Source organism: Micromonospora sp. DT43, assembly GCF_049841645.1.
Classification (GTDB): domain Bacteria; phylum Actinomycetota; class Actinomycetes; order Mycobacteriales; family Micromonosporaceae; genus Micromonospora.
Genome location: NZ_JBNCKR010000024.1, coordinates 18,959 through 40,402 on the forward strand (window position 1 = coordinate 18,959; position 21,444 = coordinate 40,402).

Below are 21,444 nucleotides of genomic sequence, written 5' to 3' on the forward strand. Positions count from 1 at the left end.
ACCGCATTCGCTGTAACGCTTCAGGGCTGATGCGCGAGGGAGCCATGAGCGGATGCTGCCCGAGGCCCGATCGAGGTCCCCTCTACTCAGGGACAACGCATGTTGAGTCATGCACGGAAAGTATCGATCAGAGTGCGCAGGGTCAGTGGAGTGATGCTCTGCGCGAAGCAGGTGCGGGATGGCCTCGAGGCCTGCCCCGGCCTGGTATGCCAGCCTGCTCGTCAGGGCTTATGCCGTCGCCATGACTGTCTACCCCAGCTCCGACACCGCGGCGGTCCGGCGACTCATCCGGATCCAGACCCTCGCCCTGGCGGTGCGAGCGCAGATCTGCGCGTTGCGGGAACACCTCGTTGCAGGGTGTTGGTCGGCGCCGGATGCTCTGGCGCTGTGCGCGGTTGTGGTGAATTTCAGAGCTCGCCGAAGGCGGTGAACCTGGTGCGCTCGCTACCGAAGAACGCGAGCGGCACGGGTTGCCGTCAACGCCGGTCGACTGAAACCCACCAGGACCCCTGGGGCGGGGCTCACGCTTGATGCCGGCACGTTCATTTCGGTCAGTCGATAACCGCACCAGCTGGCTGGCAAGATTGGACCATACGCGGCCCGACTTCGATTCATGCTCACGCCCGGTAATGAACGCGCGAGGTTGAGCCAACCCTGAACGTGCCGTAATCTATGAGCATGTGCACCCGAAATGGAGCACCGATGATACGTACAAGAGTTCGAATCCCCCCTCGGACACCAAAGTTCGTGGATATCCACGCGAGATCAACTTCCTCTCGCGTGGGACGCGAGCCGCGACGACTCATATGTGCGCACCGACCCCAGGGAGCCGGCGCCACCTGCGCTGACACCCTCGCCCTCGTGCTGGCGGGGGCCTAGGTGAACCGTGGTCGGCCGCGCCCTCGCCGGCCCGACGAGCAGCTCGTCGAGGCGCTCATACCCACCCCACTGACGGTCGTATCGCCGGAGCCGGCACCGCTGCCGATATTGCCCGCGCCCGCCGCCCGCACGAGTGATGGCGTGCTGTTCGACGTGGGCCGACCCGACGCCGCCGGCCGCGTCACCGCTCGTGCACTGCTGCGTCGCGGCCCAAGGGATCACCAGGCACTGGCTGCGCCACACCACCCTGACCTGGGTTGAGCGGCATTTCGGCGACGGTGTGGCCCGCGCCTACGCCGGCCACACCGACAGCCGTGAACCCGCCACCACCACCTACATCAAAGGCGACCTGCTCGCCGTCGCCGCCGCCTGGCTGCCCTCAGCGGTCAGCCACACTCGCTGGCCCTCGAACGGCGAGGGCTTTCGCGGCCACCGGCATAGGCCGTCGAGCCACCGAGCTGGAGAAACACCTTGTCCTGCCCTCGTGACAGGAAGGGCTGGAAGGCGTAGCCGCACCGCAATGCCGCGGTACCTACGCCACGGAGCGGGCTCTCTCGAAGGTCATGGCCGGAGACCCTGACCCTCACTGCCAATTCAAGAAGGTCATATTTACGCGATCGATGCTGTTTACCGGTCGCCCCGGCCTGGCTGCGCCAGGGCCCGCCGTTTCGGCGGACCCTGGCGCACGACAGATCAGCGCAGGGTGTCGATGTCGATGACGAACCGGTAGCGCACGTCCGAGGCGAGCACCCGCTCGTACGCGTCGTTGACTGCCTCGGCGCCGATGACCTCGACCTCGGGAGCGATGCCGCGCTCGGCGCAGAAGTCCAGCATCTCCTGCGTCTCGGCGATGCTGCCGATGCTGGAGCCGGCGAACGACCGTCGGTTGCCGAACAGCGCGAAGACGGGCACCGGCAGTGGCTCCGCCGGGGCGCCCACGCTGACGAGCGTGCCGTCCAGACGCAGCAGGCCGAGGTAGCTGGCCATGTCGATCGGTGCGCTCACCGTGTTGATGATCAGGTCGAAGCTGTTCTTGAGCGCCTCGAACGTCGCCGGGTCCTTGGTGGCGTGGTAGTGCTCGGCTCCGAAGCGCAGGCCGTCGTCCTTCTTGCCCAGCGTCTGTGAGAGCACGGTCACCTCGGCGCCCATCGCCGCGGCGATCTTGACAGCCATGTGGCCCAGACCACCGAGGCCCACCACGGCTACCTTCTTGCCAGGGCCAGCGTTCCAGTGCGCCAACGGAGAATAGGTGGTGATGCCCGCGCACAGCATCGGCGCGGCCGCCTCGTACGGGATGCTTTCCGGCACCCGCAGCACGAAGTCCTCGTTCACGACGATGTGGGTCGAGTACCCGCCCTGGGTCACGGTGCCGTCCCGGTCGACGCCCGCGTACGTCTGGGTGTTGCCCCTGAGGCAGTACTGCTCGTTGCCGGTGCGGCAGTTCTCGCACTCGCGACACGAGTTGACCATGCAGCCCACACCAGCGCGGTCGCCGACCGCGTGGCGGGTGACGTCGGCGCCGACCTCGGTGATCCGGCCGACGATCTCGTGGCCGACGGTGAGCGGGTAGGGAACGCTGCCCCAGTCGCCGCGCACGGTGTGGATGTCGGAGTGGCAGATGCCGGCGTAGCGGATTTCGATGAGAACATCGCGCGGGCCCAGGTCCCGCCGTTCGATCGTGGTACGCACGAGCGGTTCGGTGGCAGAAGGCGCGGCGATGGCGTTGACGGTGAAGATGATGTCCTCCGGTGACGTGATGCTGACCTACCTGCACCTCATCACAGGTGCGGCGGCGCTGCGAGTCTCTGCCAATGGGTGTACTGCCAGTACCCCTTGCAAGCGGGGCGCTGCTCCAGCCGATCAGGCCGGCAAGGAAGAGTCCGGTACGGCCCTGGAGTTCAGGGCGTGCTGTGGTGCGGGACACCGTTACCTGTTGTCGCGGCGCCCGCCGCCGCTGTCTTTTCCGGGCGGGCCAGAACGAGCAGGCCGATCATCGAGAGCGCCGCGCCGGCGACCATGAGCAGTGCCATCGGCACGGCGGTGTGCTCGCCGCCGAGCCCGGCGATCGGGGCGATGATCCCGGCGGCGACCCACTGGACGAACCCGAGAATCGCCGAACCGGTACCGGGATGCTCGGGCACCTCCGCGGAGGCGAGCGCGCCGCCGTTGGGGCCGATGAGGCCTTGGGCGCTCATCAGCACGAAGAAGCAGACCACCGCGAGCAGCATCGGTGTGCCGAGCCACAGCGCGCCGACGAGCATCGCCACGCCCGCGGCGAGGGCCGCGACCTGCCCGACGAGAATGACCTTGCGGGTGGCGACCCGCCCGGCCAGCCGTGCGGCGATCAGAGCGGCCACCGTCATGCCGCCGGCATTGACGGCGAAGTCGACCGAGTACGCGATCGGCGACATTTCGTTCATCGACTGCAACACGAACGCGGAGGTGGCGACGTACGCAAACAGCGCACCCATCGCTGAACCGCTGACCAGCAGGTACCCGACGTAACGGCGCCGAGCCAGGACCTGCCGCCCGGCAACGGCGAACGCCCGCAGGACACCGCCGTGGCGGCGTTCGACCGGCAGCGACTCCGGCACGGCGAGCAGCACCGCCAGCGTCATCACCACACCCAGGGCCGCGACGACCCAGAACGACACCCGCCAGTGCGACATCTGCAGGATGACCGCGCCCAGCAGCGGACCGGCGATCGGGGCGACGCCGCCGACACCGGCGATCACGTTCAGCAGGCGGACCAGCCGCGCGCCGGTCGCCAGGTCGACGATCACCGCCCGGCCGATCACCATCGCCCAGCCGCCACTGAAGCCCTGCACGAGCCGGGCGACCATCATCACGCCGATGGACGGGGCGAGAGCACAGACGACGGAAGCGACGCTCATCAGCACGATCGCGGCGATCAGCGGCCGGCGCCGGCCGCGCTGATCGGAGACCGGCCCGCCGATCAACTGGCCCAGCGCCATGCCGACGAAGAACGTGGTCAGGGTGAGCTGCACCTGCGTCGCGGACGCCGACAGGTCCCCGGCGACGCGGGGGAACGCTGGCACGTACATGTCGGTCGCCAGCGGGGCGATCGCGGTCAGGAGGATCACGGTCGCGACCAGGGCGGAGGTGATCCGGGCCTGGCGGCGTACCGGGTCGGGAACGACACTGGCTTCGGTGGTGGACGTGAGCGGGGACGTCTCTTCCATCCGGGTGGTTGATACCGCGGTCATGCATCAAGCACATCTCGCACGCCGCCCCCGGAAAAGGCCCTGACGATGGGTGTACCAGCAGTACATCGCACCTCTCCGCGGCCCGTCGTATCGTCGAGGTCGTGGACAACCGAGTCGAAGTACGCGAGTTCCTCACCACCCGCCGCGCCAAAATCACCCCGGAGCAGGCCGGGATCCCGACCGCGGGGCAGCGCCGGGTACCAGGGCTACGGCGCAGCGAAGTCGCCGCGCTGGCCGGGATGAGCGTCGAGTACTACGCCAAACTCGAACGCGGTCAGCTTGCCGGCGTCTCCGCCAGCGTGCTGGACGCGATCGCCCGTGCGTTGCGACTCGACGACGCCGAACGGACCCACCTGCTCCGCCTCGCACAGGAGGCGAACGGCAGCAACGCGTTGCTGCGGCCGAGCCGCCGACCGAAGCAGTGGACCGCCCGGCCCAGCCTGCAATGGTCGCTCGACGCCATCACCACTCCGGCGATTCTGGTCAACAACCGGCAGGATCTGCTCGCCGCCAACCACCTCGGCCGAGCCATGTACAGCGACGTCTGCACCGACCCGGCGAACGTGCCCAACTTCGGCCGGTTCACCTTCCTCGACAGCGCCGCCCGCCGCTTCTACCCCGACTGGAACCTTGCCGCCGACATGACCGTCGCGAACCTGCGCACCGCAGCCGGTAAGGACCCACACGACAAGGGCCTACACGACCTGGTCGGCGAGTTGTCCACCCGCAGCGACGACTTCCGCCGCCGCTGGGGCGCCCACAACGTGCGCACCCACGGCACCGGCACCAAGAAGTTCCACCACCACGTCGTCGGCGAGCTCACCCTGGCGTACGAGAGCATGGACCTGCGCGCCGAGCCGGACCTCACCCTGACCATCTACGCCGCCGAGCCGGCCTCACCGACCGCCCAGGCGCTGGCTCTTCTCGCCTCCTGGGCCGCCACCGCCGTCGACAGCGACGAGTCGGTGCATCCGCTGTAACGGCCATCACATCGCGGGTGACCGGGACGGCACGATTGAACGGTACCTATGGGGCGGTGGTCATCGACGATGACTCCCGCGTCGCCTACGGCGAGATCCGCGGAAACGACGGCCGACACTCATGGCCAGGTTGACCGACCTGCCTTGGGCAGTACATCTAGCCCGTCCGCTGCGTCTGGGCTCGTCGCTCAGCAGTTCCGGCGGTGGCCGAAGGAAACTCCCGCGTCCGCAGGTCGCTCATCGGTTGGTTAAATCGGCAAGATCACGTTCAGAGCCGGAGCGTGTGGGCTCCGCCCGAAGGGGAGTTCCGATGAGCCGCTATTCGATGGACGAGCGCGAGGCCTTCGTGGCCATGTCCCGGTTCGTGTGGCAGTTCGCGAACCGCGCCGGGGACGACCTGCTCACCCTCCTGGGAGACATCGGCATCGAGGCAGACGGCGGGACAACGGATCCCGCCGCGTGGAACGACTGGCTGGCCTGCGTTCGCTCCGTAGTAGACGGCGCAGAGAACCCGGCCAGCGGCTCGGCCGGATAGAGGCCAGCTCAGCGAGCATCAACTCCACCAGGAGAAGGGCTTCCGACGGGCCCCGACAGCAAGATCACGATCTACGGCTGGAGTACTAGGCGCTGGTTACGACAGTCTCGTCGACAGTGGCCGAACGTCTCCGGCAGCCCGGCGGTGCACTGTTTCACCGCTGACAAGGCGCGGCGGTCGTGAGCGTGCTCGACTGATGCGGCTGTGGGAGCCGGCGCTGGTGCCATCCAAGCGTGAGCCGGAAGCTCACGATCGGTCGGCGGGGCGGTTCGAGCCCGGTTTAGGGGAGCAGGTTGGGAGCGGCAGGGTGCTCTGAACGGCCTTGAACTGCGCCCAACGGCACCGAACGGCGCTCAAACGCACCCACCCCACCCTGCGGCTCCACGGTGCCGCAGGTCAGAGTCGGTGCGGCGTCCTGTTTCACACCGGAGTGCTCTGCGGTCCAGCCCAGCAGCGCTTCAGGCTGGTCACCTCTTCGGCGTGCCCGAAGGCGTCAGCGTCGGCGCCTCGGCGGAGGCGGTAGAGCGGGTCCGCTCGTGCCGAGTTGAGGGCGACTGCGACCGCCTGCGGGAGTGAACGCACAACACTGCACGCAATGCCGGTCGGTAAGCGGCTCAACCATCGGGAGTCGGGTGGGCGGCTGGGCACTGTATCCGGCCGAGGCTCCGGATCCGCCATGCCTATGACGAGTTAGGTCAGCGCTGGGTGTCGATGGACCGTAGTCCATCGACGAGGAGCGCGACCATGCGGCGGCCGTAGTCCGGCTCCTCGTCCGGTAGGGGTGCGCACAGTTTCGCGACCGCGTAGAGAAGGTCCTGCGAGCTAACCACGGCCCGGATTTCGTCCGCCGCAGTCGCGGCATCGAGCAACGACCCCAGCGCTGGTCCCAGCTTCTCCATCAGGTAGCCGGAGAGGCCGTCGAACGCCGGATCGCCGGAATGCAGCGCCGCGGCGAACCCGCGTTTGGTCACGACGAACGCGGCGAGCCGTTCGAGCCACCTCGCGAGGGCGATGCCCGGCGGGTGCTCGGCGGCCAGTGCAGGCGCCGCATCGGCGCAGGCGTCGATCTCGCGCTCGATCACTGCCTTGATTAGGTCGGAGCGTTGCGGGAAATGCCGGTAGAGGGTGCCGACGCCGACACCGGCCAGATCGGTGATCTCCTTCGCAGGCGCGTCGACGCCTGACGTGCCGAAGACCGTCTTCGCTGCATCCAGCAGCGCCTCGACGTTGCGGCGCGCGTCGGTGCGAATCCGGCGCGGTGCGCTCGCGCCCGTTCGCGAACCGGTGGTGTCGTTTGACACGGTAGTCCTCCTTGCCTTTCCGGAAAGGCTTTCCGTATAGTTCCGGAAAGCGATTCCGCTTCACTCACCATACCGCTAGGAGACGCTCATGCAGTACCGCACCCTGGGAGGGACCGGCATCAAGGTCAGCCCGTACGCACTCGGCGCGCTGATGTTCGCCACGTCGGTAGGCAACTCCGATCCGGAGGACTCGATCCAAGTGATCCACAAGGCGCTCGACTCCGGCATCAACCTCATCGACACCTCCGACGTCTACGGCGACTCGGAGGAGGTCGTGGGCCGGGCGCTCAAAGGGCGGCGGGACACCGTCGTGCTCGCCACCAAGTTCGGCAGGCCGACCGGCACCGACCCCAACCAGCAGGGCACCTCCCGACGCTGGATCATGACCGCGGTCGAGAACTCGCTGCGTCGCCTACAGACCGACCACATCGACCTCTACCAGGTGCACAAGCTGGACCCGGACACGGACATCGAGGAAACGCTCTCCGCGCTCACCGACCTGATCCGCACCGGCAAGGTGCGGGCGATCGGATCGTCCAACACGTCGGCCATCGACATCGTCGATACCCAGTGGCTTTCCCAACGGCACGGGCTGGCACGCTTCCGCACCGAGCAGCTACCGTACTCGATCCTCAACCGTGGCATCGAGAACGACGTACTGCCGGCAGCGCAGCGCTACGGCCTCGGCACCCTGGTGTGGGGCCCGCTCGGGCAGGGGATGCTCACCGGCCGCGTCCGCAAAGGTCAGCAGAACGACCTGAGCCGCGCGCGCTACTTCAAACACCTCAGCGACGAGCGCCGCATCGACATCGTCGAACAACTCATCCCGCTCGCCGACGAGGCCGGCCTGCCGCTGACCCACCTCGCCATGGCCTTCACCATCGCGCACCCGGGCGTCACCAGCACACTGCTCGGCGCGCGCACCATGGAACACCTCGACGACCTGCTCAGGGGCATCGGCGTCGCGCTCACCGACGACATCCTCGACCGGATCGACGAGATCGTTCCGCCCGGCACCGACATCGCCCGCCTCGACCAGGCCTACGTGCCCCCGCCAGTCCTGGACCCGGCCCTACGTCGCCGACCGGCCGGCGAACGCAGCGCTGCCTGAAAGAGACACCACCGCTACTGGACCAGCAAACATCCGGATCAGCCACGATCCGGGCGCCGGCGTCTCGACCGCACGGTCACGTGCGAACATCTGCCGCCGAGCGGGCGCCCCGTTCCGTGACGTCGGGGGGTAGGGCGGACGCCCGGCCGATGAGCGTATGTTGGGAGTAGCGAAGGGCGGATCGCCGTGATCCCGACACTGATCTTGTTCGGCCTTGTATTCGGACGCTGGTGGCGGTTGTCGATCATCGCCGCCGCTCTGGGGTGGCCAGTCCTGCTCGCCGCCGACGACGTGATGACTGTCGGGCCGGGGTTGCTCGGCGCGTCTGGGCTCGCCATAGCCAACACCGGCGTCGGCGTGTTGATTCATAAGGGCACCCTGCGAATGATGCGCGCGCTGAGAACCGAGGCAGGACCGTTAACGAGGCAGTCCGGTCGGTGATGCGGCTGTCTGGGCCGCCAGAGGTCAGCCGGTCGGTGCGGCACCGGTCCAGTCCGGTCCCGCAGAACGCTTCCACGGGCAACGACCCCGAGAACGCACGCATCTGCCGCCGACTGTGATTGCAACTGACAGCGTGGCCAGCAGCAACCGACACCTCCCCGAGTTCGACGAGATGTCGCAATCCGGTGTGGGTGAGGCTTCTGCGGGGCGTGTAGGCCTCGAGGTCGACATCGACTTCGGCTGTCGCGGTGACCCTGTAGTCGACGGGTTACCAGGCGCGGAGCGGCCATTGCTGGACGCGCCTGTGGTCACTTGCGGTGGTGCCGTGGTCCGGCATCGAAGCTGTCGTGCTGTGGACGCAACATGCCGGCCGACCACAGTCCCGAACGTCGGCCTGCAGCGGCGGCCGGGTGTGCCGCCGCTGCCAGGCGCAAGGGCGCATGCTGCCCTCAGGCCGCGCCGCGAAGAAGCCGCGAAGACGGACGGGCGATCAGTTCCAGGGGTCGGCGTTCGGATTCTCGCCGAGCAGCCGCGCACTCTCCAGGCACAGGTCTTCGCCGAACAGTTGGTTGCCGTGGGAGTCGGTGCCCCACGCGTCGTCGGCGCAGGCAGCGATGGCCCGCCATGTATACCCTTCAGCCCGCCATTGCCTCACTTGGCGCGCGACGTCCGTGGTCAGGGTCAGCCCCCACGCCTCCAGCACGTGGCCAATCTACGCTGAGCGTCCCGACGTAGCCGCCGGTGCGTCCGGATCTGCCGCTGAACATGCGCGACCCCTGCCAGCCATGGATGGTCGCAGTATGGAGAGCAACGACGGCCAAGGGGGGTAGGGCTCTCTGCTCGGTGACCTCTTCGGCGTGCCCGAAGAGGTCACCACCACAGCTAGGCTTGCGTGAGCTTCAGAGTTGCGCTGAGCGTCATCGGTGGTGGGGCAATGGGTCGTGTCGCCCCTCGGACACGAACCATTACCCCACGGTGCGCGCTGAGATCCACTTCAGCGCGCACCGTTTGCGTTTCAGGCTGGTAATTCAGCCGGCGACCGAGTTGCCGGTAGACCTCGGGCTTGTCGGCTGGGTCGGCACCAGCGTCGAGGGCGGCGCGGTAGCGCTCTAACTTGGCGTCGCACTCGGTGATGATTGTCTGGGCTGCTGTGCCTGTTGCGGGCGGATGATCTAAGGGCTGGGCAGCACCGGTCGGGCAAGTCGAGGGCCCACTGTCGGCCCGGCCGGCCGTCAGCCATGGCGTCCCCGCCGCGTTCGGCGACCAGTCGGACTAGCTTGCGGAACTGGGCGGGCTGCAGCCCGGTGAACGGGAGAATCCAAGCCGGGCGGGCTGCGGTGATCACCTGCACCCAGGCAGCCTGACCGACCGTCCTAACCAGACAGTCACCGGGGTGAAGAGACCTCCCTCGGAGGATCTTCGAGTGGTGCTGGAATCCTGCTCAGATGAGCCAGGACCAAGCGCAGGTACTGTCCCGTGGTACCAACTTTGCCGTCGTGCAGCTTTCGGGTAGGGCATTTCCCGGCATCCATCTGCAGGGCGATACGTTCGCTGCCCTGCTGGTGCAGCTGGCGGACGCGGCGCGCCTACTGCGCCGCGACTCCGGTGACCGCGCAGTTCTCGACGAACTGGACGATGCAGTCGCAGAGTTAGAGCGCTTCCTCGGCTTCTACGAAGCGACGCTCTCGGAGCGAGGGATCCAGCGGCCGTACTGATGCGGCGGTCACCGGCGGAAGCTCACCTCGAAGACCACCGTCGGTCGGACCACCGCACCAGCGACAGACATCTCACGATCTTCGAGATATGAGACGTCCCTTAGCCGCCGGCAGTGCGCGCTGCGAGGGTGTGAAAATGTGCTCGTCGAGACGTCGGCGGGTACGCGCTCGCCCCAGAGGGCTGACCGCCGTTCAGGCACCCTTGCAGCAGACCAGTGCGTGCTGTCGCCTGTCGGTCGTCCCCGTCATCACTTCCACACGGTCGCGTGGTTGCCGCCCGGTGTGTTCGTCCACCCGGCCAGCATTCCCCGATTGTTGAGTGCCACCACGGCGGCCGCCGAATCGCCGGTGACCATCCGGCGGTTGCGCAACAGGAAGGCTCGTCGTGGGTCGCCTGCGGTGGCGCCAGCGATCCAGCCTCGTTCGTTGATGCGGGCGTCATACCCGGGAAACTCGGTGCGGACACCCTGGTACCAATGGAAGACCCGGGCCGCCCCGTCCGCCGAGTTGCTCCACCCGACGACCTGACCATGGTCGTTGATCGCGAGTGCCCCGCTGTTGCCGGACGGCGTGCCAAGGTCGATCATCCGGCCACGCTGCCAGAGGAATGCGTGCTGGACGCCGTCCGCCGTGGTGCTCGTCCCAACGATCTGCCCGCGTTCGTTGATGTCGGCTGGCACCGTCTCGTTGCCGCCGAGGGTTCCCAGGTCGGTCAGAGTGCCCCGCTGCCACAGGAAGGCCCGTTGTCCGTTGGACGAGTAGTGCACGCCGATCACCTGGCTGTGGTTGTTGATGCCGGTGGCGCTGCGGTCGCCAAGGCCTCCCAGATCGGTCAGGACGCCGCGCCGCCAAAGGAAGGCGCGGGTCAGGCCACCACGGATGAACGTCTGATTGTCACCGACGACTTCGCCCTTGTCGTTTACCGCCAACGCGGTGCCCGTACCTCGTTCGTCGAGCGTGCCCAAGTCCCGCGGCCGGCCCTGCCGCCACAGGCACGGGCGTGCCGCGTGGACCGCGGACTGACAGAATCCGACGACCTCGCCGCGCTCGTTGACGTCGCGCGGGAGGCTGCCGTTGCCGCCGGGCAGCGGACGCAGCACCGTGTGTTTCCCGGCCTGCCAGAGGAATCCGAGCGGCGGTTGGATCTCTCCGTTGACCGTGTTCGTCGCGGTGACGATCACTTCACCGTGGCTGTTGATGTCCGACGCAGAACTCGACATCCATCCCGCCGGGTGGATGTTGACCGCTGTCGGCCTCCTCGGCCCGGACGCCCACGCCGGCGCCGCCGTCAGCGGCGGAAACGCAATGAGCAGCGCGCAAACGAGCCGTCCGATCAGACGGGACACGGGTTCTCCCAACCACACCGCAGGAATGACCGAGGGTCCGAGGTTGATTCACCATTTCACCCGTACTCCGGCCAAGGCAAGACGGAGGGGGCATGCAACCAGTATCTGATAGACGACCCCGTCCACCTGGCGTGGCTAACCAGGATTCGGTTTCGGTTGTCCCCCGAATCCCTTTGCTTTACGAAGCACAAAGATCACGTTCACTGATCTGCCGCTGACAGGGCGCGGTGATCGTGGGCTTGCTTCCCCGGTGTGACCTGGCAGTCGCGGTCCTGCTCGGCGTTGTCGTCACTGACACGACCCGAGCCCACCGCCGTCCACTGGAGGAGGCCTCGCCACCACGCTGACGCCTACCCGGCACCCCGCCAAACACAGTCGATTCGTCGGTGACAATCCGGATCGTTCCTCCCTCACGTCGGCGGGCGTCAGTTTCTCCGGCGATGCCGGGCCTGGGCCGACATCGGAAACCGGCGGGTCAGTAGCACCGGCTGTGGCGTCGTCGTAGTCGATGTGGCTGATGGTGCGGTCGGGTTCGAGGTAAAGATCCGTCGTTGCATCACGCGACGCTTGCCATTATCGAGTGATTTGGGGCAGCGAAAGGTGTACAGCGAGTAGTCGCGCCCCGATCTGCACGCCGACGATGTCTGGGGACGCGGTCGGGTTTTCCACGGACGGGCGCCTCGTACGCGAGGAGTGTTGACCGGGGCGCCGGCACGGTCACCGGCGGGCCACAGCTCGCCGTTGCCGAGCTGCCGTGGACCGCACCGGTCAGCAGCGGTGGCGGTTTCGCGTTGCCGTGCTGCGACCGGGGCCGGTGCCGTGCTGGCTGCCTGCGTGGCCGCCTCCGACCGATCCCACGAACGGTGACATGCAGCACGCCGGGAAGGCGAGGAAGCCGCCGTGGCGGACCCGGAGGTCAGGCCCTATCGCGGGACCACCAAGAGGTTGTTGGTGGGAAATATCGGAGCAACTTCCGGAAGCATGCGGCGTTGAAGATGACGTGGTTATACAGGCCAACGCCATTGTCACTAAGGTGCAATAGCGGCTAGTCTGTGCCGATCGGGCGATCGAAGATCGTCGAAACTTTCGACGAGGCTACCGTTACGGAGAAGCGAATGACGACCGCAACAAAGAGTCCGGCAGCGGCCGGGCCCCAGGGCGGCGGGGTGCCTGGCCGGCTGATCCGGAACCCGGTCCTTCCCGGCTTCAACCCCGACCCGTCGATCTTGCGCGTCGGCACTGATTACTACATCGCCACGTCAACCTTCGAGTGGTACCCGGGCGTCCGGCTGCACCACTCGACCGACCTGGTGCACTGGCGCCCGCTCGGTGGCGTCATCACCGAGCAGCGGCTTCTCGACCTCAGCGGAGCGGGCGACTCCAATGGTGTGTGGGCGCCCGACCTGTCCTATGTGGACGGCCAGTTCTATCTCCTGTATGCCGACGTGGCAAGCTTCGCCAGCGGATACTGGGATCCGCAGAACTATCTGGTGACCGCGCACGACCTCGCCGGGCCCTGGTCGGACCCGGTGGCACTGCACGGGCGTGGGTTCGACCCGTCGCTGTTCCACGACGAGGACGGCACGACCTGGATGCTGTCGATGCTCGCCGACTGGCGGCCGGGCCGTGATCGCTTCGCGGGCATTCAGATCCAGCAGTACGACCGCAAGGCCCGTCGCCTCGTCGGCACCGAGCGGACGATTTTCCAGGGAACCACCGCCGGCGTCACCGAGGCTCCGCACGTGTACCAGAAGGACGGCTGGTACTACCTGCTGACCGCGGAGGGCGGCACCTCCTGGACGCACCAGGCGACGATGGCCCGATCTCGTAGCCTGTTCGGCCCGTACGAAGCCCACCCGGGCGGCCCGTTGCTCACCTCGAACGGCCGTCCCGAGCTGGAGTTGCAGAAGTCCGGCCACGGCAGCCTCGTGTCCACACCGGACGGACGTTGGTACCTGGCGCACCTGACGGCCCGGCCGTACACACCCCTCGGCCGGTGTGTGCTCGGCCGGGAGACGGCAATCCAGGAGGTGGATTGGCCGGAGGGGGAGTGGCCGCGCATCGAGGACGGGATACCGGCGCTGCTCGTCCCCGTGCCGGGTGAAGCTGAGCCGGTCGAGGATCTGGCCGAGGAGCGGGACGACTTCACCGAGCCGGTGCTCGGCCCCGAGTGGTCGACGCTGCGCCGTCCCGCCACCGCGGACTGGGTGGATCTCACGTCGCGGCCCTCGTTCCTGCGGATTCACGGCGGCCAGTCGCCGGTCGGCCGACAGCGTCCGAGCTTGGTCGCGCGTCGCGTGACCTCGAAGCAGTGCGAGTTGACCGCCTCCATGCACTTCGAGCCGGCCAACTACCGCCAGCTCGCTGGCGTCACCGCCTACTACAACACCCGCAACTGGCACTACGCCTACGTGACCGCCGACGACGACGGTCAGCCGGTACTCGAGGTGATGTCGTCCGACAACGGTCGGCGTGTGATGCACGACGCGTGCCACGTCGATCTGCCGAGTGCGGGCGGCATCACGCTGCGGGCCACCTTCGACGGTCCGCGTCTCACGTTCGGCTATCAACTGGCCGGCGAAACGCGCTGGGTCGACCTGCCGGCAGAGCTCGACGCCACCATTCTGTCTGACGAGTACGCCGCGACCCTGGTGGATGGTGAGCCTGAGGGCTGGGGCTTCACCGGTGCGTTCGTCGGCTTGTGGGTCCAGGACCTGGGCGCCGAGGGCGTCCACGCGGACGTCGACTGGGCGTCGTACCGCCACTGGTGAACCGCCTCCGGCGCGAGCGCAGCAGCCGCGCCTGCCCGCACAGCCGGGCGTGTGCGCCGTCCAGCGGCGCCGCGCCCGGCTGTCGTTCCTCTACCCGATGCACCGACGCCGGCTGGTGACCTGACCTCGTGACCGCGGCAAGATCGACAACGATGACCATCGCTGCGAATTGCGAGGGCTGAAGGACTGAAAAAGGGGTACGGCGCGTGGAAATATAGTCGACGTACGTCGATCTACTGAACGGGGATCACCGTGACGACACAGTTGTCCAAGGCCGCCGCCGTACTACCGGGCCCGACCGGGCATCCGCTCCTCGGCATGCTGCCGGAGCTCCGCCACGACCTGCTGGGATCGATCCTCGACGGATTCCACACGTACGGCGATGTGGTGGCCTACCACGTCGGCCTGCCTCGGGGGCCACGCGCCGTCAGCGTCGACGTTGTGAACGTGCACCACCCCGACGGCATCCATCAGGTCCTCACCACGCCCCAGGTGTTCAGCCGCCGCGCGAGCGCCTACGAAATCCTTCGGGAGTTCATCGGTGAGGGCCTGTTGACCAGCGACGGAGACCGTTGGCTGCATCAACGGCGGACGCTGCAACCGTTGTTCACGCCGCGCCGGGTGGCCCGCTACACCGAGCTGATGGCCGAGGAAGCGGCCCGCGTCGTCGACGACATGGCGGTCACCGCAGGGTCCGTCGTGGACCTGTACCAGATCATGCAGCGTTACACGATGCGGGTGGTCGGTCGGGCACTGTTCGGCGACGACATCGACGAGGTCGTCCCCCGTCTGCAGGAGCTCATGCCCATTCTGGGCGACCTCGCGCTGGCGCGCGCCCTGCAGGTCGTCAAGCTGCCGTTGAGCTGGCCGACTCCGCGGTCGCGCCGGATCACGCAGGTCCGCGCCACCCAGTACGACATCATCGACCGGATCATTGCCGCCCGTCAGCGGACCGGCGGCGAGGAGAACGAGGACATGCTCAGCCGGTTGTTCGAGGCCAAGGATCCGGAGACCGGGCAGACACTGTCCATGGAGGAGATCCGGGATCAGATGCTCGTGTTCCTGCTCGCCGGACACGAGACGACCTCGGCCGGGCTGGCCTTCACCATGCATCTGCTGGGTCGGCATCCCGAGGTGCAGGACCGGGTCGTGGCCGGGATCGGCACTGGCGACCAGGAACTGGTGCGAGCCGCGGTCATGGAGGGCATGCGGCTGTACCCGCCCGTGTACAGCATGGAGCGGATGGCCGAATCCGACGTGGTCGTCTCCGGACACCGTATTCCGGCCAACACCAAGGTGGTGGTTGCTCCCTGGGTCACGCACCGGCATCCGGAGTTCTGGCCCGACCCGGAACGCTTCGAGCCCGACCGGTTCCTCGGGCAGCAGGATCGACCGCGCTACGCCTACTTTCCCTTCGGTGGTGGCCCGCGCAGTTGCATCGGGGAACACTTCGCGCTGCTGGAGATGACCGTACTGCTGAGCGCGTTGCTCGGCCGTTACCGTGTCGACACGCGGGACGAGCGGCTGGAGGTCGTACCGATGGTCACTCTGCGTCCCGCTGGCGCGGTCCGGGCTACGCTGACCGTCAGGTGAATCGATGCCCTGGCTGATCCGGAGCGGATCAGCCAGGGCACCGTCTGGTCTCCGGCGTCCGGCTGTCGCTACGTGACTCGTGTCCCGTCACCCGTCGCGACGGGCATCGGCTCCAGGGCGGGCGAAGTGGCAGCCGCCGCGGCGGGCGAAGCGACGGCGGCAGGTTTCCGGGCCTTGGCGAATCGGCGCATCATCGGCCGTTCCACGCCGATGTGAAGCAACGATGCCAAGCCGAGGGTCACCAGGTAGGCGCCGGCCATCACGGCGAGTGCAGCGGCGATGCCGAAGCCGTTCGGAGACATGTTGCCGGCGCCGTACAACACCAGGATGTGGAGAAGGTAGAAGGCGAAGGACGTGTCTCCCAGCCAGCCGGTGACCCGCCCGCGCAGCGGTGAGCGGTGCCCCTCGACGTCCGCACGCGCCGCGGCGGCCACCAGCAGGGCGAGCGGGATGACCATCGCCGCGACCACCGAGTAGAGCAGCGAGACGACCTCGGAAACGCCGTAGAAGGCCAGCGTGACAAGTGCGGCGGCGGGCAGGCTCAGCCTGATCCACAGCCCCCGCATGACGAGTTGGGCGATGACGATCCCGAGGACGAAGTCCAGCATTCGGCTCAACGGGAACTGTTGGACGAACCAGAACTGCGGAAATGAGGCATCCGCGTAGGTGTACGTCGGCTCGGCCGGGAGGAACGCCATGGAGAAGGCGGGTGCGACAAGCATCGCGGCGACGATGCCACCCGCGAGCGACCAGAGCCAGGCAGCGTTGAGCCTTCGGATGCTGGCGAGCACCCACGGGAACGACGCGTAGAAGAAGATCTCACAACTCAGCGACCAACTCGGCGGATTGACTCCGTTGAAGATGAACTCATTCGGAATCCAGCTCTGCACCAACGCGAGGTTCGCCACCGTCGGCCACAGCGGCGCGCCCCCTCGTACCAGGATCAGAAGGACGATGAACACGGCGCAGACGACCAGGTGATTCGGCAGGATCCGGGCGGCCCGGCGGCGCCAGAACCGGCGATTCGGCTCGTGGTCGGGAGCCGACCAGGTCAGGACGAAACCGCTGAGGATGAAGAAGAACCCCAGAGCAGCAGATCCGGTACGGCTGAGGGCGGTGTACCACCAGTCGTCGATCCGCTCGTCGGCGAAGAAGCCGAACAGTGTCGTGTGCGAGAAGAAGACAGTGACCGCGGCGACCCCCCGCAGACCGTTGAGTGTCGGCAGTTGCCGGGCCATACGTCCCGCCTGCTGTGTCATCGGCGGCCACCTTCCGTCGTTTCGGACATCTCCTGTCTGCGTACCGGCCGGCGGGTGCGGAACGCCTCCTCCGCGATGTCGGCCGCGCGTCGCACGCCGTCCAACTCCGCGATCCGGCGTTTGTAGTGCTGCGCCTTCGCGCGGTAGGCGGGGTCGCCGCTCACCTTGTCGATGGCCGCCCGTAGTCGCGCCGGTGTCACCTTGTGCACCGGGATGAACTCGCCAGCGCCGAGGTACTTGAGCCGGGCGGCCACGCCCGGCTGGTCGTTGCCCACGGGCAGCGCGACCATCGGCACGCCATGGGCGAGCGCTTCCAGTGTGGTGTTGATTCCGGCGTGCGTGATGACGAGGGACGCCCGCGCCAGCAGGTCGAGCTGTGGCGCGTACCGGACCACGATCGGGTTTCCGGCAAGGCCCACCGGCGGCTCGACGTCCGTGCTGCCGAGGGAGATGACCAGTTGCGCGTCGAGTCCGGCACAAGCCGTGGCGATCGCCTCGAATATGTGCGGGAGGCGGTTCTGGAGAGTGCCCATCGACGCGTAGATCAACGGACGGTCGTCGAGCTGCTCCCACGGGAACGGCACCGGCTCGGTGCTGTCCTCGTCGTGGAACGGCCCGGTGTAGTGGAACGAGTCCGGCAGGCGGGTGCGGGGGAAGTCGAAGAACGGCGGTTGCTGGGTGATCTGGGCGAGGTCCGAGCCGTCGTTCACACTGTTGATGAGCGGCAGGCCCCACGCGGCGCGACTCTCGTTGATCCGTTGCAGCACCGGCCGGATGACCCGGGCGATCACCTGGTCGCCCACCATGTTGCGTACCCGCGCGAGCAGCGACGGATGGTACGGCCACGCGGTCATGAACGGCGGCACACCGGGCTCGGTGTTCAGCGCCAGCGCGTTGCACACGTTCACGACTGGAATGTCGAGGTGTTCCGCGACGGTGTTGCCAGCGCCGTAGACCTGGTCCACCAGCAGCGCGTCGATGCCGTGCTTCTCCACCAGGACCGGCAGATCCCGCAGGAGAACCTCGACCTCGCGCACGTACCCGCGGACGATGAAGCGTATGGCGGCCAGGCCGGTCAACTGGCCCTGCTCCTCGGAGAAGCGCGCCAGCGAGCCGACCGGAAACTCGCGCTCGCCGATCGGCGCGAAGGCGAACCTGGCCGTGAACGACTTCGTTCCGGCATCTGGCAGGGAGACCAGGGTGACCCGGTGGCCCCGTCGAAGTAGTTCTCTGCCGAGCGTTGCCATCGGGCTGAGTTGGCCGGTGTAGTCGGGAACCACAAGTCCGATGTGGAACGTGTTCGGGGCAGGCACCTGTCGCTCCCTTGCTGGGTTCACACCACCGTCGTCAGGCACGACGGAAGTATCGAAAACTCGGCCGGGGTGTGTCCGACGATCTCGCCGTCGACCTCTACCGGCAGCGGACTGTCCGCGTCGACGCTCACGGTGCGGACCTCCTGCCGGTGGATCGCGGGGTGTCCTGCGGCGGCACCGCGGAACACCTGCCACATCAGCCCGGCCACGTCGATGCGGCCGGCACCCGCCACCCGCACCGCGTCCAGGTATCCCGCCCGCGGGGGCTGTGTGCCGCCGAAGGTCAGCCCACCGGCGAAGTACGGCACCTTGAGCACTGCGAGATTGGTGATGGTCTGGCGGGACGCTTCGCCGTCGAGTTCCAACCGCACCTCGACGGGCCGCCAGCGGGCCAGCGTCCGGATGCTCGACGTCGTCTCGGCGAGTTGGAGGTTGAGCCGCTTGAGCACCCGGTTGACCGGGGTCTTCTCGGTGAACCGCTGGCCGATCACACTGATCAGCCCGACCGTGCAGCTGACGAGGAAGTACCGCTGGTCACGCGTGCCGTCAGGCCGGGTGAAGGTCACCGTACCGACGTCGGTTTCCCGGTCGCGGGTACGGTCGAGCAGGCCACCGAGGTCGGTGACCGGCCGCAGGCCGCGAGCGAAGTCGTTGCAGGTACCGGCCGGCACGTACGCCAGCCGTACCTTCTCCCCGCCCCCCTCCAGCAACCCGTTGGCAACCTCGGACAACGTGCCGTCGCCGCCGATCGCCACCACGGTGCCGTATCCGTCCTCGACCGCCTGCCGCCCCAGGGCGATGCCGTGCCCGGGATAGCGGGTGGACCAGCACTCCGCCTCGGGTAGTTCCGCGGCGATGCGCTGCACGATCGTGCGCCTGCGCTGGACCCCGGACGCGGGGTTGATGATGCAGACGACGGGGTCGTGCTCATCGGCTGCCATGCGCCTGCTCCATCTCCAGATCGGCCATGGAATTGCTCAGCGCGTCCGCGAAGCCGTACCGGGGTGAATAGCCGATCGACCGGATCCGGCTGACGTCGTAGCGCATTCCCCCGGCGACGGACCGAACCGCGTAGCGGGTGAGCAGCGGTCGGCCGGATCTGATGCCGATGCCGGCCATCCCGGCGAGTTCGGACAGAGCCCCCGCGGCCAGGGCGGCGCTGAAGGGGACCGACGCAGTCGGCGGTCGTGCCCCGACCCGCTCGGCCACCGCCGCGAACAGTTGCCCCAGGGTCAGGCCGTACGAGTCACCGACGATGAACCTGCCACCTGCGCAGCCGGGCGTGGTGCCGGCCAGCACGATCGCGTCGGCCAGGTTCGCGCTGTACGTCAACTCGATCGGGGGTACGCCGCGGTCGAACTGGACGAGCTTGCCGTCTCGCAGCCCGCGCACGAGCTCGGGCAGGAAGTTGCGGTCACCGGGACCGAAGACCCAGGCGGGGTAGACCACTGTGACATCAAGACCATTCCCGTGGTACGACCACGCCAGGTCCTCACCGGCAGCCTTCGACAGCGGATATGGGTATCGCGGCACCCGCCGCGTCGACGCCTCGTCGATGACCTTCGAGGCGTTGAAACCGAACACGTCGACGGTGCTCAGATAGACGAATCGGGAGACACCGCAGCGCCGCGCCTCGTCCAGCACCGCCCGGGTGCCGTCCCGGTTCACCTGCCAGATGCGGGGGCCAGGTCGCCAGTCGGTCAGATCGGCGGCCGCGTGCACCACGAGGTCCACGTCCGCGCAGGAGCCGCGCAGCGACTCCGGGTCGGTCAGGTCACCGAGGTGCGTCGCATACGCCGCGTCGTCCGGCGCGGGTGCCCGCACCAGGCCACGTACCGACCAGCCCTCTTCGCGCAGGGCGGTGGCGACCGCGCGCCCGACGCAGCCGGTGACACCGGTCACCAGCGCGAGACCCGACCCCATCACGAACCCCCCGCCAGCAGGGCACGCAGGTCGGCGAGCAGCGACCCGGCCGGGTCGAGGGCCCGCATGCCCATCAGCAGGCTCCGCATGTCCTGGTGTTTGCCTGACTCGTCGATCAGCAGCAGCTCCGGACCGGCGACGAGGTGTCCAACGCGGAGGGGAAACAGTCCGCGTTGCGACAGCGCCCGGGAACACGGCTCCGCGTCGGCCGGATCGATCGCGTACAGCAGCTCGAATTCGCCCCACTCCGCCGCAGCCGAACACCACCGAGGCAGGCGCGCCGAGGCGGCGACGGCGGAGACGATCGGCGCGTACACCTCGTCGCGCAGCACCACCTCGGCCCCCAGGCCGTTGAGCTCGGCGAGGCTGACCGCCGCGCTCAACAGACCGTCGCTGGTATCGATGCACGCCCGGGCGTAGCGACGCAGCGGCTCGGACGCGGCCACCCGCGCCTCAGGCAGCCACGGCTGGCCTGCCGCCGTACCGCCCAGTGCCAGGGCACGGAATCCGACAGCGTTGCCGGCTCCGATCGGGCCGGTCACATACAGCGCGTCGCCGGGCCGAGCACCTATCCGGCTCAGGACGGATTCGCGTGGGACGGTTCCCAGGGCGCACGAGGTGAAGCTCTCCTCGTTGGCCCAGTTGGTGTCGCCGCCCACGATGTGACAGCCGTAGCGTTCGGCGGCCTCGGATGCGCCGCGCCCGAATTCGCGGGCATCCTCGAGGGTCCAACCGTCCCGGCGCAGCGAACAGGACACCAGCACGGCCAACGGTTCGGCAGCCACCGCGGCGAGGTCGCTCACGCTGACGGTGGTGGTCAACCACCCCTTCGCGTACGGCGTGGTGGCGGTGGCCAGTTCGGCCCCGTCGTTCAACGTGTCGACAGTGACCGCCAGGAGCCCGGCGGTGCCCAGATCGAGGAGTTCGGCGTCAGCCTCGAAGGCGTTGTTGAGTTGCCGCGGCGACCGGGCCATGCACTCGCGCATCGCCATGATCAGGCTGCCCTCGGCCGCGTCCAGCGACAGCCGGTTCCAGGCGGTGGACGTCATG

The 21,444-nt window shown here is 67.9% G+C and carries 17 protein-coding genes and 1 pseudogene; 7 read left to right on the forward strand and 11 right to left on the reverse strand.

Annotated features, from left to right (window positions below; genetic code table 11):
- Positions 1-1,572: 1,572 nt before the first annotated feature.
- Positions 1,573-2,616 carry an NAD(P)-dependent alcohol dehydrogenase gene (locus ACLQ26_RS32580; protein ID WP_425748219.1) on the reverse strand — a complete coding sequence of 348 codons (1,044 nt, stop codon included), beginning with the start codon at positions 2,614-2,616 and terminating at the stop codon, positions 1,573-1,575.
- Positions 2,617-2,777: 161 nt separating this feature from the next.
- Positions 2,778-4,082 (reverse strand): multidrug effflux MFS transporter, encoded by a 1,305-nt coding sequence (locus ACLQ26_RS32585; protein WP_425748195.1) that lies wholly within the window; start codon positions 4,080-4,082, stop codon positions 2,778-2,780.
- A gap of 125 nt (positions 4,083-4,207) precedes the next feature.
- Between ACLQ26_RS32585 and ACLQ26_RS32590 the strand changes: the two genes are divergently transcribed.
- Positions 4,208-5,086 carry a helix-turn-helix transcriptional regulator gene (locus ACLQ26_RS32590; RefSeq protein ID WP_425748196.1) on the forward strand — a complete coding sequence of 293 codons (879 nt, stop codon included), beginning with the start codon at positions 4,208-4,210 and terminating at the stop codon, positions 5,084-5,086.
- Between the two features lie 310 nt (positions 5,087-5,396).
- A complete protein-coding gene (locus ACLQ26_RS32595) occupies positions 5,397-5,621 on the forward strand; it encodes a hypothetical protein (RefSeq protein WP_238681073.1) in 225 nt (74 codons plus the stop codon).
- A gap of 695 nt (positions 5,622-6,316) precedes the next feature.
- Here ACLQ26_RS32595 and ACLQ26_RS32600 read toward each other — a convergent pair.
- Positions 6,317-6,922 (reverse strand): TetR/AcrR family transcriptional regulator, encoded by a 606-nt coding sequence (locus tag ACLQ26_RS32600; protein WP_110567364.1) that lies wholly within the window; start codon positions 6,920-6,922, stop codon positions 6,317-6,319.
- An 88-nt stretch (positions 6,923-7,010) separates the two neighbouring features.
- Here ACLQ26_RS32600 and ACLQ26_RS32605 point away from each other — a divergent pair, with 88 nt between their 5' ends.
- Together ACLQ26_RS32605 and ACLQ26_RS32610 are read left to right on the forward strand one after the other, a co-directional pair.
- Positions 7,011-8,033, forward strand: a complete 1,023-nt coding sequence (locus ACLQ26_RS32605; protein WP_425748197.1) for an aldo/keto reductase — start codon at positions 7,011-7,013, stop codon at positions 8,031-8,033.
- Positions 8,034-8,219: 186 nt separating this feature from the next.
- Positions 8,220-8,474, forward strand: coding sequence for a hypothetical protein (locus tag ACLQ26_RS32610; protein ID WP_425748198.1), 255 nt, complete (start codon positions 8,220-8,222; stop codon positions 8,472-8,474).
- A gap of 490 nt (positions 8,475-8,964) precedes the next feature.
- Here ACLQ26_RS32610 and ACLQ26_RS32615 read toward each other — a convergent pair whose 3' ends face one another.
- Both ACLQ26_RS32615 and ACLQ26_RS32620 read right to left on the reverse strand, forming a co-directional pair.
- Complete coding sequence (locus ACLQ26_RS32615) at positions 8,965-9,177, reverse strand: hypothetical protein (RefSeq protein WP_425748199.1); 213 nt, start codon at positions 9,175-9,177, stop codon at positions 8,965-8,967.
- A gap of 486 nt (positions 9,178-9,663) precedes the next feature.
- Positions 9,664-9,825, reverse strand: a pseudogene (locus ACLQ26_RS32620) (IS5/IS1182 family transposase); the annotation flags it as partial.
- 94 nt (positions 9,826-9,919) lie between these two features.
- Between ACLQ26_RS32620 and ACLQ26_RS32625 the strand changes: the two are divergent.
- The gene (locus tag ACLQ26_RS32625; RefSeq protein WP_425748201.1) at positions 9,920-10,189 is read left to right on the forward strand and encodes a DUF6959 family protein; all 270 of its coding nucleotides are present in this window, start codon (positions 9,920-9,922) and stop codon (positions 10,187-10,189) included.
- Positions 10,190-10,437: 248 nt separating this feature from the next.
- Here the strand turns inward: ACLQ26_RS32625 and ACLQ26_RS32630 are convergent, their stop codons facing one another.
- Positions 10,438-11,409: a hypothetical protein gene (locus tag ACLQ26_RS32630; RefSeq protein WP_425748202.1), complete on the reverse strand. Its 972-nt coding sequence runs from the start codon at positions 11,407-11,409 to the stop codon at positions 10,438-10,440.
- 1,241 nt (positions 11,410-12,650) lie between these two features.
- On the opposite strand from ACLQ26_RS32630, the gene ACLQ26_RS32635 reads away from it, so the two are divergent.
- Positions 12,651-14,306: a glycoside hydrolase family 43 protein gene (locus ACLQ26_RS32635; RefSeq protein ID WP_425748203.1), complete on the forward strand. Its 1,656-nt coding sequence runs from the start codon at positions 12,651-12,653 to the stop codon at positions 14,304-14,306.
- Positions 14,307-14,558: 252 nt separating this feature from the next.
- A complete protein-coding gene (locus ACLQ26_RS32640; protein WP_425748204.1) occupies positions 14,559-15,899 on the forward strand; it encodes a cytochrome P450 in 1,341 nt (446 codons plus the stop codon).
- Between the two features lie 68 nt (positions 15,900-15,967).
- Here the strand turns inward: ACLQ26_RS32640 and ACLQ26_RS32645 are convergent, their stop codons facing one another.
- Genes ACLQ26_RS32645 through ACLQ26_RS32665 form a run of 5 tightly spaced genes read right to left on the reverse strand, consistent with a single transcriptional unit; the run spans position 15,968 to position 21,443 of the window.
- Complete coding sequence (locus ACLQ26_RS32645; RefSeq protein WP_425748205.1) at positions 15,968-17,158, reverse strand: acyltransferase family protein; 1,191 nt, start codon at positions 17,156-17,158, stop codon at positions 15,968-15,970.
- A complete protein-coding gene (locus ACLQ26_RS32650; protein ID WP_425748206.1) occupies positions 17,155-18,471 on the reverse strand; it encodes a glycosyltransferase in 1,317 nt (438 codons plus the stop codon). The genes ACLQ26_RS32645 and ACLQ26_RS32650 overlap by 4 nt, the downstream gene beginning before the upstream one ends.
- A gap of 20 nt (positions 18,472-18,491) precedes the next feature.
- Positions 18,492-19,412 (reverse strand): diacylglycerol/lipid kinase family protein, encoded by a 921-nt coding sequence (locus ACLQ26_RS32655; protein WP_425748207.1) that lies wholly within the window; start codon positions 19,410-19,412, stop codon positions 18,492-18,494.
- Positions 19,399-20,394: an NAD-dependent epimerase/dehydratase family protein gene (locus tag ACLQ26_RS32660; protein ID WP_425748208.1), complete on the reverse strand. Its 996-nt coding sequence runs from the start codon at positions 20,392-20,394 to the stop codon at positions 19,399-19,401. Before ACLQ26_RS32660 ends, ACLQ26_RS32655 begins: the two co-directional genes overlap by 14 nt.
- Positions 20,394-21,443 carry a thiamine-phosphate kinase gene (locus tag ACLQ26_RS32665; protein ID WP_425748209.1) on the reverse strand — a complete coding sequence of 350 codons (1,050 nt, stop codon included), beginning with the start codon at positions 21,441-21,443 and terminating at the stop codon, positions 20,394-20,396. Before ACLQ26_RS32665 ends, ACLQ26_RS32660 begins: the two co-directional genes overlap by 1 nt.
- Position 21,444 lies beyond the last annotated feature (1 nt).

Excerpts from the sequence above, each read along its gene's own strand:
- ACLQ26_RS32585 (WP_425748195.1), bottom strand. The coding sequence starts at position 4,082 with ATGGAAGAGACGTCCCCGCTCACGTCCACCACCGAAGCCAGTGTCGTT.
- ACLQ26_RS32595 (WP_238681073.1), top strand. The coding sequence starts at position 5,397 with ATGAGCCGCTATTCGATGGACGAGCGCGAGGCCTTCGTGGCCATGTCC.
- ACLQ26_RS32605 (WP_425748197.1), top strand. The coding sequence starts at position 7,011 with ATGCAGTACCGCACCCTGGGAGGGACCGGCATCAAGGTCAGCCCGTAC.
- ACLQ26_RS32625 (WP_425748201.1), top strand. The coding sequence starts at position 9,920 with ATGAGCCAGGACCAAGCGCAGGTACTGTCCCGTGGTACCAACTTTGCC.
- ACLQ26_RS32630 (WP_425748202.1), bottom strand. The coding sequence starts at position 11,409 with ATGTCGAGTTCTGCGTCGGACATCAACAGCCACGGTGAAGTGATCGTC.
- ACLQ26_RS32635 (WP_425748203.1), top strand. The coding sequence starts at position 12,651 with ATGACGACCGCAACAAAGAGTCCGGCAGCGGCCGGGCCCCAGGGCGGC.
- ACLQ26_RS32645 (WP_425748205.1), bottom strand. The coding sequence starts at position 17,158 with ATGACACAGCAGGCGGGACGTATGGCCCGGCAACTGCCGACACTCAAC.
- ACLQ26_RS32655 (WP_425748207.1), bottom strand. The coding sequence starts at position 19,412 with ATGGCAGCCGATGAGCACGACCCCGTCGTCTGCATCATCAACCCCGCG.
- ACLQ26_RS32660 (WP_425748208.1), bottom strand. The coding sequence starts at position 20,394 with ATGGGGTCGGGTCTCGCGCTGGTGACCGGTGTCACCGGCTGCGTCGGG.
- ACLQ26_RS32665 (WP_425748209.1), bottom strand. The coding sequence starts at position 21,443 with ATGACGTCCACCGCCTGGAACCGGCTGTCGCTGGACGCGGCCGAGGGC.